At 42.4% G+C, this 13,506-nt stretch carries 14 protein-coding genes and 1 pseudogene; 1 reads left to right on the top strand and 14 read right to left on the bottom strand.

Translation table 11 applies throughout. From position 1 onward, the window contains the following. Positions 1-50 precede the first annotated feature (50 nt). The 14 genes from frr to HT689_RS06125 form a co-directional block, all read right to left on the bottom strand. Positions 51-608 carry a ribosome recycling factor gene (frr, locus tag HT689_RS06190; protein ID WP_001262225.1) on the bottom strand — a complete coding sequence of 186 codons (558 nt, stop codon included), beginning with the start codon at positions 606-608 and terminating at the stop codon, positions 51-53. 20 nt (positions 609-628) lie between these two features. Further along, complete coding sequence (pyrH, locus tag HT689_RS06185) at positions 629-1,354, bottom strand: UMP kinase (RefSeq protein WP_000002995.1); 726 nt, start codon at positions 1,352-1,354, stop codon at positions 629-631. Between the two features lie 83 nt (positions 1,355-1,437). After that, positions 1,438-2,772, bottom strand: a complete 1,335-nt coding sequence (trmFO, locus tag HT689_RS06180; RefSeq protein ID WP_173226402.1) for a methylenetetrahydrofolate--tRNA-(uracil(54)-C(5))-methyltransferase (FADH(2)-oxidizing) TrmFO — start codon at positions 2,770-2,772, stop codon at positions 1,438-1,440. 195 nt (positions 2,773-2,967) lie between these two features. Continuing rightward, on the bottom strand, positions 2,968-3,837 hold the full coding sequence (rsmI, locus tag HT689_RS06175) for a 16S rRNA (cytidine(1402)-2'-O)-methyltransferase (RefSeq protein WP_173226400.1): 870 nt from the start codon (positions 3,835-3,837) through the stop codon (positions 2,968-2,970). A 2-nt stretch (positions 3,838-3,839) separates the two neighbouring features. Continuing rightward, entirely contained in the window at positions 3,840-4,157 is a 318-nt protein-coding gene (gene yabA, locus HT689_RS06170) for a DNA replication initiation control protein YabA (protein WP_000358228.1), read from the bottom strand. A 39-nt stretch (positions 4,158-4,196) separates the two neighbouring features. Continuing rightward, positions 4,197-5,087 carry a DNA polymerase III subunit delta' gene (locus HT689_RS06165; RefSeq protein ID WP_173226397.1) on the bottom strand — a complete coding sequence of 297 codons (891 nt, stop codon included), beginning with the start codon at positions 5,085-5,087 and terminating at the stop codon, positions 4,197-4,199. Next, positions 5,084-5,722, bottom strand: a complete 639-nt coding sequence (tmk, locus tag HT689_RS06160) for a dTMP kinase (protein ID WP_173226395.1) — start codon at positions 5,720-5,722, stop codon at positions 5,084-5,086. The genes HT689_RS06165 and tmk overlap by 4 nt, the downstream gene beginning before the upstream one ends. A 228-nt stretch (positions 5,723-5,950) precedes the next feature. Then, positions 5,951-6,748 (bottom strand): pyrroline-5-carboxylate reductase, encoded by a 798-nt coding sequence (gene proC, locus HT689_RS06155; RefSeq protein ID WP_173226393.1) that lies wholly within the window; start codon positions 6,746-6,748, stop codon positions 5,951-5,953. 3 nt (positions 6,749-6,751) lie between these two features. Then, positions 6,752-8,014, bottom strand: a complete 1,263-nt coding sequence (locus HT689_RS06150) for a glutamate-5-semialdehyde dehydrogenase (protein ID WP_173226391.1) — start codon at positions 8,012-8,014, stop codon at positions 6,752-6,754. A gap of 9 nt (positions 8,015-8,023) precedes the next feature. Further along, positions 8,024-9,133: a glutamate 5-kinase gene (gene proB / locus HT689_RS06145; protein WP_240148117.1), complete on the bottom strand. Its 1,110-nt coding sequence runs from the start codon at positions 9,131-9,133 to the stop codon at positions 8,024-8,026. 100 nt (positions 9,134-9,233) lie between these two features. Beyond that, complete coding sequence (cbpE, locus tag HT689_RS06140) at positions 9,234-11,117, bottom strand: phosphorylcholine esterase CbpE (RefSeq protein ID WP_173226387.1); 1,884 nt, start codon at positions 11,115-11,117, stop codon at positions 9,234-9,236. Between the two features lie 2 nt (positions 11,118-11,119). Continuing rightward, entirely contained in the window at positions 11,120-12,007 is an 888-nt protein-coding gene (locus HT689_RS06135; protein WP_173226385.1) for an RluA family pseudouridine synthase, read from the bottom strand. After that, entirely contained in the window at positions 11,997-12,458 is a 462-nt protein-coding gene (gene lspA, locus HT689_RS06130) for a signal peptidase II (protein ID WP_173280880.1), read from the bottom strand. Before lspA ends, HT689_RS06135 begins: the two co-directional genes overlap by 11 nt. Beyond that, positions 12,455-13,363: a LysR family transcriptional regulator gene (locus HT689_RS06125; protein WP_173226383.1), complete on the bottom strand. Its 909-nt coding sequence runs from the start codon at positions 13,361-13,363 to the stop codon at positions 12,455-12,457. The genes lspA and HT689_RS06125 overlap by 4 nt, the downstream gene beginning before the upstream one ends. Here HT689_RS06125 and HT689_RS09760 point away from each other — a divergent pair. Beyond that, positions 13,356-13,427, top strand: a pseudogene (locus tag HT689_RS09760) (AraC family transcriptional regulator); the annotation flags it as partial. The gene HT689_RS06125 and the pseudogene HT689_RS09760 sit on opposite strands and share 8 nt — an antisense overlap. Positions 13,428-13,506: the final 79 nt, after the last annotated feature.

Below are 13,506 nucleotides of genomic sequence, written 5' to 3'. Positions count from 1 at the left end.
TTTCGAATAAAACTCAGCCAGCAATGCCAACTGAGTTTTTCTGTTTATTTTTAGACTTCCAAAAGTTCTTTTTCTTTATTAGCAGTCATGTCATCGATGTGTTTGACAGCATCGTCTGTTACTTTTTGAATGTCTTTTTCAAGAGTCTTCAATTCGTCTTCAGTGATTTCTTTTGCTTTTTCTTGTTTCTTAGCTTCGTCCATAGCATCGCGACGGATATTGCGGACAGCCACTTTAGCATTCTCACCGACCTTCTTCACTTCTTTAGCAAGGTCACGACGAGTTTCTTCTGTAAGAGCTGGGATAACCAAGCGAATCACAGAACCGTCATTAGCTGGTGTGATACCAAGATCAGAAGCGTTCAAGGCACGTTCGATGTCTTTCAATGAAGATTTGTCAAATGGTGTCACCAACAAAACACGCGCTTCTGGAATCGTAATTGAAGCGATTTGGTTAAGAGGAGTTTCTACTCCGTAGTATTCTACATGTACACGGTCAAGCAAGCTTGCATTGGCACGGCCAGCACGAATACCACCAAATTCACGAGCAAGTGATTGGTGAGACTGGGTCATTCTCTCTTTAGCTTTTTCAATAATTGCGTTAGCCATAATCTTTCTTATTCCTTTTCTTAGATATTATTTGAAACTGTTGTTCCGATATTTTCACCAAATACGACACGTTTGATGTTGCCTGGTTGGTTCATGTTGAAGACAACCAAGTCAATGTCGTTGTCCATTGAGAGGGTTGAAGCTGTTGAGTCCATGATACGAAGACCTTTATTGATAACGTCACGGTGAGTCAATTCTTCAAACTTAACGGCTGTCTTGTCTTTCTTAGGATCGGCATTGTAAACACCGTCGACGCCATTTTTAGCCATAAGGATGGCATCTGCTTCGATTTCAGCTGCACGAAGAGCCGCTGTTGTATCTGTTGAGAAGTATGGTGAACCAATTCCGGCACCAAAGATAACGATACGGCCTTTTTCAAGGTGACGAAGGGCACGTCCACGTACATAGGGCTCTGCCACTTGTTGCATGGCAATCGCTGTTTGTACACGCGTATCGACACCAACTTGTTGCAATGAATCTGCCATCACAAGAGCATTCATAACAGTCCCAAGCATTCCTGTGTAATCTGCCTGAACGCGGTCCATTCCTGCTTCTGCAGCAGGTTCACCACGCCAGAGATTTCCTCCACCGATAACAAGGGCAATTTCGATACCTAAGCTATGAACTTCTTGAATCTCTTTTGCGATTGTTTGAACTGTTTGGATATCAATCCCTACGCCACGTTCTCCGGCAAGGGCTTCACCTGATAACTTGATTAAAATACGTTTATACTTGGGATTCGCCATTTTCACTCTCCTTCTTTTATCCTACCTATTTTATCACAATTTCTAAGATTTTTATAGTATCATGAGCAATTCTTTGAAAAAAATTAGACAGTTAAAAATTCCTCTAAGTCGCTAAGAGCACGCTCTGCAATTTTTTCATAACGAGCCTTCTTATCACGGATACGCTCGCCTTCCAACTCCTTGATGATCCCAAAATTGACATTCATTGGTTGGAAATGTTTGCTGTCGGCATGGGTGATGTAATGAGCTAAGCTTCCGATAGCCGTCGTCTCTGGGAAAATAGCCTCGCTTTCTCCCTTGAAAAGACGAGCCGCGTTAATTCCCGCAACTAAGCCTGACGCCGCTGATTCAACATAACCCTCTACACCCGTCATCTGACCAGCAAAGAAGAGATTTGGTTGTTTCTTAGAACGGTAAGTCTGTTCAAGAAGATTTGGTGAATCCATGTAAGAATTGCGGTGCATAACACCATAACGAACAAACTCAGCATTTTCAAGACCTGGAATCATTTGGAAGACACGCTTTTGTTCTCCCCATTTGAGGTGGGTCTGGAAACCAACAATATTGTAGAGGCTACCAGCTGCATTGTCCTGACGAAGCTGAACCACCGCGTACGGTGTTTTAAATTCTCCATCACGAGGTCCTGTGTAGTCATCTGGATACTCCAAACCGACTGGTTTCATAGGACCATAAAGCATGGTTTTAATACCTCGTTTGGCCATGACTTCGATAGGCATACAGCCTTCAAAGTACTTTTCTTTTTCAAAAGAATTGAGCGGTGCTTCTTCCGCATTGACCAAGGCTTCATGGAAATCCATAAACTCTTGCTTGGTCATAGGGGCATTGAGGTAGGCCGCTTCCCCCTTATCATAACGAGACTTAAGATAAACCTTGCTCATATCGATAGTGTTGACGTCGATAATAGGCGCTGCCGCATCGTAGAAATAGAAGCCATCGCCGTCATTAAGGGCATGAATCTTCTCAGCTAGGGCATTGCTGGTCAAAGGACCAGTAGCGACAACCGTAATAACATCCGTCGGCAATTCTGTAATCTCATCACGCACTACTTCGATTAAGGGATGATTGGCTACTTTTTCGGTCACCATTTGGGAGAAACCATCGCGATCCACCGCAAGGGCACCGCCTGCAGGAACACGTGTAGCTTCTGCTGATTCCAAAATGACAGAACCCAAGCGGCGCATTTCTTCCTTGAGTAGCCCGACAGCATTGGTCAAAGCATCCCCACGTAGGGAATTGGAACAAACCAACTCAGCAAAATTGTCTGTTTTGTGTTGAGGTGTTGACTTGACACCACGCATTTCATAAAGTTTAACTGGAATACCACGTTCTGCAATTTGGTAGGCTGCTTCAGAACCTGCCAAACCAGCACCGATAACATTGATATAAGATTGAGACACGACACTAATACCTCTTTGGGAGTGTGAAGACAAGGTTCACATTGAAAAAGCCAATCGGACTTAAGAGTTTTCGAATTTCTTGGCTCAGGGTGAAAAAGTCCCCCAGACTTTTTCACTCCCACAAATCTTTCTAATTTTTTCTTCTACTAGTATAACAAAAAAAGGGAAGAAGGCAAACTTCCCTGTTTAGTCATTTTATTGATTTTCTTCCCAATCGTGGTAGGCAGCGTAGAGTTGACTCTTATTCCACTGGTAAATCTTAGCTACTTCCTTAATAGCTTGATTTTTCTTCATGCCTTGCTGGATACGGGCTTGGATTTCTACGAACAAGTCTTCCTCGTCTTTTTCCTCCACATCCTGACTGGCACCTTCAACAATCAGAAGACATTCACCCTTGAGAGACGTTTCAGAGATGCTTTCCAGTAATTCAGAAATTGTACCTCGTTGGTATTCTTCGTAAATCTTTGTCAATTCTCTAACCAAGACCACCGAGCGGTCACCGTAGACTTCTAACATATTTTCCAACGTGTCTGCTACACGATGAGGTGATTCATAGAAAATTTGTGTTTCAGGATAGTCTTTTTTCGAGTCGAAAAATTGCTTTTGTTGGCCTGATTTTCTCGGTAAAAAACCATAAAAGATATGTGGCTGTGGCGCCAAACCACTGGCAATCAAGGCAGAAATTCCTGCAGAGGCACCTGGAACAGTCACAACCGCAATATCTTCCTCAATAGCTGCCTTGACTAAATCATGACCAGGGTCTGAGATACTAGGCAAACCTGCATCCGATACCTGAGCAATACTTTGTCCTGCTTTCAGGAAACCAATCAAATCAGGAATCTTTTCCTTGGCATTGTGCTCATGAAAACTGATCTGCTTGGTGGAAATATCAAAATGTTTGAGCAAAAGCCCTGTATTGCGCGTGTCCTCAGCTGCAATCCAATCCACTTCTTTCAAGGTTTGGATGGCTCGAAAGGTCATATCATCTAGATTGCCAATCGGCGTTGCCACTAGGTACAGCTTGCCGTAGGGAGACTGCCCCTTAAAACTTTTTTGAATCTGCATGCTTACTCCCTATATAACAACTCGTCACAGAACATACATTCCTCGTCCTGCTCTCGACGTTGTCCATAAAAATCATTACAAACGTGAAATCCATCACGGTATATGCGACGGACACTTTCGCGAACATGTTTGGCCTTGACAGGAGCATCTGCTTCCACCTCACCCAAGCGTTCTCGCAACTTACTATTTTCCAAGCGAAGAGCTGTATTTTCTTCTACTAGGCTCTTGAGATTTTTCTTGATGGCTTCCACATCGGCCAAGGTCACCAATAACTGTTGGGAAAAATCGTCCAGCGCGTCAAATAATTCTTTTTTGTCCATAAACCAGCCCTTTCCTTTCTTTATCATTCATTTTTGAGTTTACATTTCTTTCAAGACCAGATATTCCATGGCATTTTGAAAGCTGACATTGGCTTGCCACATTTTTCTGGCTTCTAGCAAATCTTGTAGAATCACTCTTACTCTTGCTTGCAGGAGGTCCTGCCCACAGAGGACTTCAAGAATCCGTAAAACCTGATCTTGTTTTTCCTTGTCATCTGCCAAGCTAGCTAGTTTAGCAACCTGCAGATAACTTTCTTTTTTCTTAGCTACTAACCAAGTCAGCAGGCGTTCACTTTCATCGACCAAGGTCCAAAAGCCTGCCTGATTAGCCAACTTTTCTGCTTCAGCTCGCGATTGACTAAACTGGGCTAAAAGAGTCGCTTTTTTCTTAACCAGTCCCATTTGTTCTAAGAGCAAGATGAGCTTCTCTTCCTGCTTTTTAAAGTGGAAAATCTGGGTCCGACTTCGAATTGTCGGTAAAATCTTTTCTTCATCGCTGGTCAAGAAGAAAATGTAAACCTCACTCTGGGGTTCTTCGATGACCTTGAGCAGAGAATTAGCTGCGTTAGGATGCATTTTATCAGCTTGCTCGATAATAAAGACCTGTTGCTGGCTTTCAATCCCTGCTTGAGAAAACTGGCCCACCAATTCTCGAATGCGTTCTGTCTTGATGACCTGATTGACTGGCTTAATCAAGGTGACATCGGGAAATTCTCCCTGTTCAATCAGATTACAATTTCGGCATTTCTCACATGGTAAAACACCTACTTTATCTGTACAAAAAAGGCTCTTAGCCAAAAACTGCGCCATTTCCAAACTTCCAAAGAAACCTGAAAAGAGATAGGCGTGATTGAGCTGATTTTGCTCCAAGATATGGACAAAGCTGTCAAACTGATCTGGCTGCCAAGCCTTTAGTTGATCTTGTTTCATTTGGCCAAGCCCATTCTGTCAAACAAGACAGCCTTGGTAGTTTCCACAACTTGCTCCAAAGGGAGACTAGCATCAATCTTGACAATGCGATTTCCTTCTTTGTACAGAAGAGAAAGGTAGCCTTGACGAACTTTTTTATGCAAGTCCAACCCTTCCAAATCCAAACGATTGATCTCACGATTGCTATTAGCAGCAATGCGAGCCAGTCCTTCTTCCACCTCGATGTCAAAATAGAGTGTCAAATCAGGTTTAAGGCCATCTGTCGCAAACTGATTGAGCCAGTCAATGGCGTCAATATCCAAGCCACGACCAAATCCCTGATATGCAAGAGAACTATCGATGAAGCGGTCCATAATGACCAACTTGCCATCTTCAAGTGCTGGAAGAACTTTTTCCACCAAGTGCTGTCTGCGACTAGCGATATAGAGCAATAGCTCTGTTTTAGCATCCATCTGAGTATGACTTGGATCCAGAATCACTTCCCGAATCTTCTCTCCTATCAAGACTCCGCCAGGTTCACGGGTCGTCAGCACCTCTATCCCTTTTTCCTCTAAAATTGGGAGCAGAGCCTCTAAAACACTGGTCTTTCCTGCTCCCTCTGGTCCCTCAAGAGAGACTAAAAATCCTTTTGACATGTCTAACTCATTTCTTTTTTACTACTTCTATTCTATCAAAAAAATAGGGGTTTGTGACAATCTTTTTGTCTTCTCATTTCATACTCAATGAAAATCAAAGAGCAAACTAGGAAGCTAACCGCAGGTTGCTAAAAACACTGTTTTGAGGTTGCAGATGGAAGCTGACGCAGTTTGAAGAGATTTTCGAAGAGTATCAACCACCATAAAAGAGGCAGTCAAAGCCACCTCTTATTTACCTAGTTCTTGTGTTCGTTTATAGGCTTGACCAACTGCATCCATGACCGTTCCTCGAAAAGCATGCGCTTCTAGGCTCGCTACAGCAGCGATAGTCGAACCGCCTGGGCTACAAACTTGGTCTTTCAAGACCCCAGGATGTTCTTGGCTTTCTAGGACCAATTGCCCAGCTCCTACCACAGTTTGAGCCGCCATTTTCAATGCTGTTTCTCGTGGCAATCCAGTCTGAACACCTGCATCTGCCAAGGCCTCAATAAAGAGATAGACAAAGGCCGGCCCACAGCCTGCAAGACCTGTCGCTGCATCGATTAAGCCTTCTCCTAGTTCAACCAAGAGACCAGCATTTGCTAATAACTGACAAAAGAGCTCACTGTCCTCAGCCCTGCAATTAGGAGACAAGGCATAACTAATCACTCCTTGACCAATAGAAGCAGGGGTATTTGGCATCATACGAATAATTCGGTGTTGACTTGGGATAAGACTTGCTAGTTTTTCTAAAGTTAATCCAGCTGCCATAGAAATCAAAAGAAGGCTCTCTCTTTTTTCAAGGATGGTCTGGTATTGAGAAAGCAGTTCAGAAAACTGAGCAGGCTTCACTCCTAGAAAAATCACATCTGCTTCTGCAAAGATTTCGTCATTGCTAGAAGCCTGACCACCAAAGTCTGCAATGAAAGCATCTACCTTGGCTTGGCTACGATTGGCAAGGAGAAGGTCATCACCCGTCTTAGCCTGCAAAACAGCCTTGGCCAAGCTAGCACCCATATTCCCCAAGCCGATAAATCCAATCTTCATCTCTTACTCCCTTATCTGCCCATCACCAGCAACCACATACTTGTAGCTGGTCAACTCTTTCAAGCCCATTGGACCACGCGCGTGCAATTTCTGAGTTGAAATCCCCATTTCGCATCCAAGTCCAAATTGGCCACCATCGGTGAAACGAGTTGAGGCATTGACATAAACCGCTGCAGAGTCCACTTGATCTGTAAAGTAAGCTGCAGCTTCAGCATTTTCCGTCATAATGGCATCCGAATGATGGGTACTGTGGGCTTCAATATGGGCAACCGCTTCTTCTAAACTGCTCACAACCTTAACAGCTAGGACATAGTCTAAAAACTCAGTGTCAAAGTCTTGTGCTTCAGCTGCGTGACCTGAAAGAAACTGACTTGCTTTGCTATCAAGTCGGAATTGAATTGGTTCCAACCCAGCTTCTTTACGCTCTGCAACTAGAACTTGCTCCAAGCGAGGAAGGAAGCTTGCTGCTTTGTCTTCATGAACAAGTAGAACCTCCATGGCATTGCAAACAGAAGGACGACTGGTTTTAGCATTGTTGATGATCAATAGAGCCTTGTCTTCATCTGCATCCTTATCCACATAGACATGGACAATCCCAGTTCCTGTCTCGATAACAGGTACGATAGCATTCTCAACCACTGCATTGATCAAACCAGCTCCTCCACGAGGAATGAGAAGGTCTAAATAGCCCTTGGCCTTCATCATAGCATAGCTACTTTCTCGGCTAGTATCTTCCACCAGTTGAATCACATCTGGGTGAATAGTAGTCATCTCCAAGCCCTTCTTCAAGGCTGTGACAATAGCATGGGCAGTTTGATAGGCATCCTTCCCACTACGAAGAACAACTGCATTTCCACTCTTGAGAGCCAAAGCAGCCGCGTCAGACGTCACATTTGGACGACTTTCATAGATAATACCAATAACCCCCATAGCCACACGTTTCTTGGTAATAACCAAGCCATTTTCAAGATGATTGGTTTCTAAAACTTCACCGATTGGATCTGGTAAGGCAACCACTTCACGAATTCCTCTTGCCATTGCTTCTATACGACTTGCATCCAAATAAAGACGATCCAGCATCACATCTGAAATTTTACCCTTTGCTGCTTCCATATCGAGGGCATTAGCCGCTAAAATCTCCTCAGTAGCTGCTAGTAAGTGATCAGCCACGGCTAGCAAGGCTTGGTTCTTCACTTCTTCACTAGCTGTGTTAATCGATTTTTTAACAGCCTGTACCTGTTCAAATTGTTCTTGTGTACTGACCATAGTTTACCTCTAAAATTCTGTAAAGAGTAGTTGGATTTCAGGAGTAATGGAAATCCAGTCGTCACGGTGAATCAAGACACCCTTGGCTTTTTGAGAACGCAACATATCCTCCAAAGCAGATGCACCAAATTGCACACGCCCTTTTCCAAGTGATTTTCCACTTTCCTTGTCAAATACTGTCACAATATCGCCGTAAGAAAAGGCGCCTTCTGCTTCAACGATACCAGATAAGAGAAGACTCTTTCCATGTTGAGAGAGAGCTTCTGCAGCCCCTTTATCAACCCAAATAGAACCTTGACTCTGAGCATAAAAGGCCAGCCATTGTTTCTGGGTACGAAGTCCCTTCTCTTGAGCAACAAAGTAGGAACCATCCTTTGTCTCCTCAGCTGCCTCAATCATGGCATCTGACTTCAAGGATGAGCAGATATAAACAGGAACTCCTGATTCTGTCGCGATAGTTGCAGCTTTGATTTTGGTTAACATGCCACCTGTACCATTAGACGAACCTGCTCCACCGGCCATATCAATAATCTCACGATTGATGGTCTCGATTCGCTCCAAACGTTTGGCTCTTGGGTCTGAATTAGGATTTCCAGTATAGAGACCGTCCACATCTGTCAAGAGAACCAAAAGATCTGCTTGGACCATGGCTGCTACCTGAGCACTTAGAGTGTCGTTGTCCCCAACCTTGAGCTCATCAATAACGACACTGTCATTCTCATTGATGATAGGAATCGCTCCACGGCTAAGTAGAACTGACAAAGCCTGATGGGCATTTTTATAACGGCGCTTGTCCACAAAATCATCCTGGGTCAGCAAGATTTGTGCAGAAACGATTTGGCGCAAGAGAAGATTGGTCGTGTATTCTTCCAACAAAAGCCCCTGCCCTACCGCTGCTGAAGCCTGTTTATCAGCAATCTTAGTCGGACGCTTTTTAAATCCTAAGGCTCCAAAACCAGCAACAATGGCACCTGAAGACACCAAAATCAATTCATGACCAGCTTCATGCAGCATAGCCAACTGCTGGGTAATAGCCTTTACCTTACTACGTGATAAACTTCCATCCTCATTCGTCAGAGAAGAAGTCCCCACCTTAAAGACAATCCGTTTGTATTTCATAGTCTCACTCCGATTCTTCATATTTATCCATTATAACATGAATGGCAGGAAATAGAAAAGAGTTGATAGGAAAAAGAAGGCCCTAAAACCTTCTTTTTTACTACTGTTCTGATTCCGATTTGTTTGTACTCGTTTCAGAGCTTTGTGAAGTTGATGATGTCAAATCTTGACTAGTTGAAGAACTTGTAACACTTTCATGTTGACTCGTTTCTTTATTTTCAAGATCCTTTTTCACTACTTCTTTGGATACTTTTAAATCTGAATGACTTGTAGTTTTAATTGTAGCAGATTTTTCGACTGGAACATCCACTAACCAGACACCACTTGAGTCAACAGTATAGCCTTCTGGTGTCTTACCGTTCACAAGTAATTGACCATTTTCTTTCAAGAAGTACCATTTATCCTTGTCCTTGATCCAACCCACAGCTCGTGAACCGTCTTCCTTATAGAAATACCAATCGTTTGCCTTTTTAAGCCAACCTTGCTTCATAGCTCCTGAATCTTCTAGATAGTAATGATGTCCAGCAACTTCTATTTCACCTGTCTTCATAATACCAGTAGAATCCATATAGTACCAGGTTTCTTTATCTTTTACCCAGCCCGTTTTCATTTCCCCTGATGGAGCAAAATAATACCATTGACCCTTATATTGAAGCCAACCTGTCTTCATAGAGCCATTGTTTGATAAATAATAGTTCTGACCTCCAGTATTTACCCAACCAATTTCCATCTGATTTTCTTTGTTGAAATAATACCAAATTCCATCAATTTTCTTCCAATTTTTAGCAGAAGCACCAGAGTCTGTCAAATAGAACCAACGATTGTTCCATTTTTTCCATTGATTCTGTAACAAGATACCCGTTTGGTTGAAGTAATACCATTCACCTTCGATTTCATTCCAACCGACAGCATACTCTCCTGTAGAATCAGGTGCTTGATACCACCAATTCCCATACGCACTCTTATGCCAGCCAGCTTGAAAACTTGGAATCGGCTTGTAGGAAGTTGAAATGTTTACTAAACCGTCTTTTCGAATATCAAAAACTGTTGCATCATAGTCTTTGCTGGCTGCGTTGATCCTCTCAATTCCTCGTTCTTTGAGCCAATTAACATACTCACTATCAACACCATTTTTCCAAGGTAGACTATCCGAAGTTTGAACAATCAAACTCGGACTCAAATTTTTAATGAAATCCTTGGTATTTGATTTGTTTGTATCATGGTGATGATTAAACTTCATCAAATCAACTTTTCCAATGAGAGGTCCATACTTATCTTCCGCTCCATGCACATTATCTAAGTCGCCCCCAAGGTAAATTTTCTTACCATTGACTTTCACTACACTAATCAAAGAATTAGAATTGTCATCCCAAATTTTCTTTAATTCACCTGATGAATCAGTTTCATTTTCATAGTTATAGAGTTGAATATCCATGTCCCCAAACTGAAAATGAGCATCTCCTTGTGTAATGTTTTGAATAACTGAAACACCTTTTTCGGCGGCAGTCTGTAAAACCTTATCGTAGCCATACAGATTATCCCATAGACGTTCAGAATTAGTAATACGACTATCACTATATTTTTTAAGATAGACTCGGTCAACTGGATAGGTAGACAGTAATTCATCAACATTTCCAATATGATCACTGTGGGTATGGGTCACCAAAATAAAATCAAGTTTTTGGACACCCAATTCCTTCAAACGACGAAAGACACGGTCTGTTAGAACATGCTTATAAGACGTTTCAATTCCTTCTCTCCATGGATAGCGAGAATCACTACCGTCTGGGAAATCATAATCTTCTCCTGTATCCACCATGGCAAAATGTCCATTGCTTTCAAGAATAATCGCATCACTGCCACCTTCTTGAACATTGATAAAGTGGATTTTATTTCCTGAACTTTCTTGAGCTTGAACATTCCCATACCATGATAAACCTAAAAAAGCGCCTGCAAGTGCTAAACTAATCAATTTCTTTTTCATTCTTACTTCCTTAATCTCTCCAAAGTTTCCTTAAAAATCTCTGGGATGTCTGCTGTAAATTCTAAGGTCTCACCTGTTCGTGGATGGGTAAAGCCTAGGGTCTTTGCATGAAGAAATTGTCCATGTCCTTTCAGAGTCTTGCGAGGACCATAGACCTCATCACCAGCGACTGGATGACCAATATAAGCCATGTGAACACGGATTTGATGGGTACGCCCTGTCTCCAGTTGTAACTCCACTAAGCTATAATCACCAAAGCGTTCCAAGACGTGGAAACGGGTCACTGCAGGCTTCCCTTTAGCAGTCACAGCCTGTTTCTTACGGTCTTTTTCACTTCGACCAATGGGTGCTTCAATCACACCGCGATCATTTGGAAGATTTCCATGAACAATCGTCCAATATTTGCGGAGAGACTTTTTATCTTTCAGTTCTTGGGCAAGTGCTAGATGCGCCTCATCATTTTTAGCAATCATGAGAAGGCCTGATGTATCCTTATCAATACGATGAACAATTCCTGGACGCAGAACCCCATTGATACCCGACAAGTCCTTAATATGGTACATAAGGGCATTTACCAGAGTTCCACTAGTATGACCAGCACTCGGATGCACCACCATCCCCTGAGGCTTGTTAACGACAGCCACATCCTCATCTTGGTAGATGATTTCTAGCGGAAGATTCTCAGCTACATACTCTAAAACCTCTGGTTCTGGCACATGGTAAGTGACGACATCGCCCTCTTGGACAGTGTATTTAGCTTTCTTGACTTGGCCATTGACCAAGACCTGGCCTGATTTAATTTGTTCATTCGCGAGACTGCGTGATAATTCTGTCAAATCTGACAAAGCCTTATCTAAACGCAGGCCACCAGTTTCAATTTTAATTTCCATTTATTTCCTCTTTTAGCATTGCAATCAATAAAATAATCACTCCAACAGTCAGATAGCTATCTGCCACATTGAAAATTGCAAAATTGATAAAGTCAAGGTGAAACATATCCACAACAAAGCCCTGACTGACCCTGTCAATAAAGTTTCCAAGACCACCTGCAATAATCAAGGTCAAACCCAAGACCATCCAGAATGAGTCCTCCATGTGTTTATGTAAATACCAAATAGCACCTACCATAACGACCAGTGTAATAATAGCAAATAACCACTGCTGGTCTTGTAGCATCGAAAAGGATGCCCCTCGATTTTGAAGGTAGGTCAAACTAACGAAATTGGGAATCCAGGAGCGTACTTCACCCAGTGGAATCTGCTGGACGATATAGGATTTGACCAACTGATCCAGCCCAATCAAAAGCAGTACAATGACTGCCACTATGCCTCTTTTTTTCATGATTTCCTCTTTTGATCAAAATATTCTTGCATGACTTCTACGAAGAGAGTCCCAGCTTGACTAAGCTCCACTTCTTCACGTTTAACATAGACCATGCGATTATCTAGGTTATCCTTGAGACGAATAACTGTAATTCCATTAACACTGTCACTATCTAAAAATCCAGAACCTGTTGCATAAGCATCCGTCCGCTCCAAAATACCATTCAAGGTAGCACGGTCTGTCACATTAAACATCTGTGAGCTAGCGCTGGTATCGACAAAGTTCTCTGAATAATAAAGGTACTCGTCTTTCTCTTGGGTAAAACGGACTGTCGGTAAGTCCGCTAAATCCTCCATGACCAATACATCTTTCTGAGCTAAAGGATGCCCCTCGCGGAGATAAATGTGGGTATGGAAGGAAATCAATTCAATGACCTCAAGGCCTAGCTTTTCAACGCGTTGCATAATCCCCTTTTTATTTTGATTGTTGAGGTAGATAATCCCAATCTCACTATGACCTTGCGCTACTTCATCTAAGATTTGAACAGTAGTCGATTCAAAAATACGGAAGTTCTTATAATCAGGATAGCGCTCTGAAAAGGCAGTAATAGTTGGGGGCAAGAAGTCATAGTGCTGGCTAGCAATGGAAAATTCATCTTTTTCTTCTTCAGGATTGGCATACTGATTTTGAAAAATATCAAATCCTTTAACCAATTCTTGCGCTTTTTCATAGAATTCCATACCGCGACGAGTCAAGAAAGTCCCTGAGCTGGTCCGACGGAAAATCTTAAAGCCCAACTCTTTTTCCAAATCACGAACAGAAATAGACAGACTCGGCTGGCTGACATACATCTTTTCAGCAGCTTCACGGAAAGTACCACTATTGGCAATAGCCACAACATAGCGTAATTGTTGAATGTTCATCTTCTACCCCCAACTTCTTTATCTTTTCATTATACCATATTTTAGAAGTTTTCCATCGAAGAAAAATAATGTCACTCATAAAATTCATCTACACTAAGAACGAAAAAATCATGGGTATCAAAACAAAAATAGACTCTCCGAAA

This window comes from Streptococcus sp. 2342 (assembly GCF_013276795.1).
In the GTDB taxonomy this organism is placed as follows: Bacteria; Bacillota; Bacilli; order Lactobacillales; family Streptococcaceae; genus Streptococcus.
Note: the sequence above shows the minus strand (reverse complement) of the source record. Positions and strands in the feature narration are given on the sequence as shown.

Excerpts from the sequence above, each read along its gene's own strand:
- proC (WP_173226393.1), bottom strand. The coding sequence starts at position 6,748 with ATGAAGATTGGATTTATCGGCTTGGGGAATATGGGTGCTAGCTTGGCC.
- pyrH (WP_000002995.1), bottom strand. The coding sequence starts at position 1,354 with ATGGCGAATCCCAAGTATAAACGTATTTTAATCAAGTTATCAGGTGAA.
- lspA (WP_173280880.1), bottom strand. The coding sequence starts at position 12,458 with ATGAAAAAAAGAGGCATAGTGGCAGTCATTGTACTGCTTTTGATTGGG.
- HT689_RS06150 (WP_173226391.1), bottom strand. The coding sequence starts at position 8,014 with ATGGTCAGTACACAAGAACAATTTGAACAGGTACAGGCTGTTAAAAAA.
- yabA (WP_000358228.1), bottom strand. The coding sequence starts at position 4,157 with ATGGACAAAAAAGAATTATTTGACGCGCTGGACGATTTTTCCCAACAG.
- HT689_RS06165 (WP_173226397.1), bottom strand. The coding sequence starts at position 5,087 with ATGAAACAAGATCAACTAAAGGCTTGGCAGCCAGATCAGTTTGACAGC.
- cbpE (WP_173226387.1), bottom strand. The coding sequence starts at position 11,117 with ATGAAAAAGAAATTGATTAGTTTAGCACTTGCAGGCGCTTTTTTAGGT.
- proB (WP_240148117.1), bottom strand. The coding sequence starts at position 9,133 with ATGAAATACAAACGGATTGTCTTTAAGGTGGGGACTTCTTCTCTGACG.
- HT689_RS06135 (WP_173226385.1), bottom strand. The coding sequence starts at position 12,007 with ATGGAAATTAAAATTGAAACTGGTGGCCTGCGTTTAGATAAGGCTTTG.
- tmk (WP_173226395.1), bottom strand. The coding sequence starts at position 5,722 with ATGTCAAAAGGATTTTTAGTCTCTCTTGAGGGACCAGAGGGAGCAGGA.
- frr (WP_001262225.1), bottom strand. The coding sequence starts at position 608 with ATGGCTAACGCAATTATTGAAAAAGCTAAAGAGAGAATGACCCAGTCT.
- rsmI (WP_173226400.1), bottom strand. The coding sequence starts at position 3,837 with ATGCAGATTCAAAAAAGTTTTAAGGGGCAGTCTCCCTACGGCAAGCTG.
- HT689_RS06125 (WP_173226383.1), bottom strand. The coding sequence starts at position 13,363 with ATGAACATTCAACAATTACGCTATGTTGTGGCTATTGCCAATAGTGGT.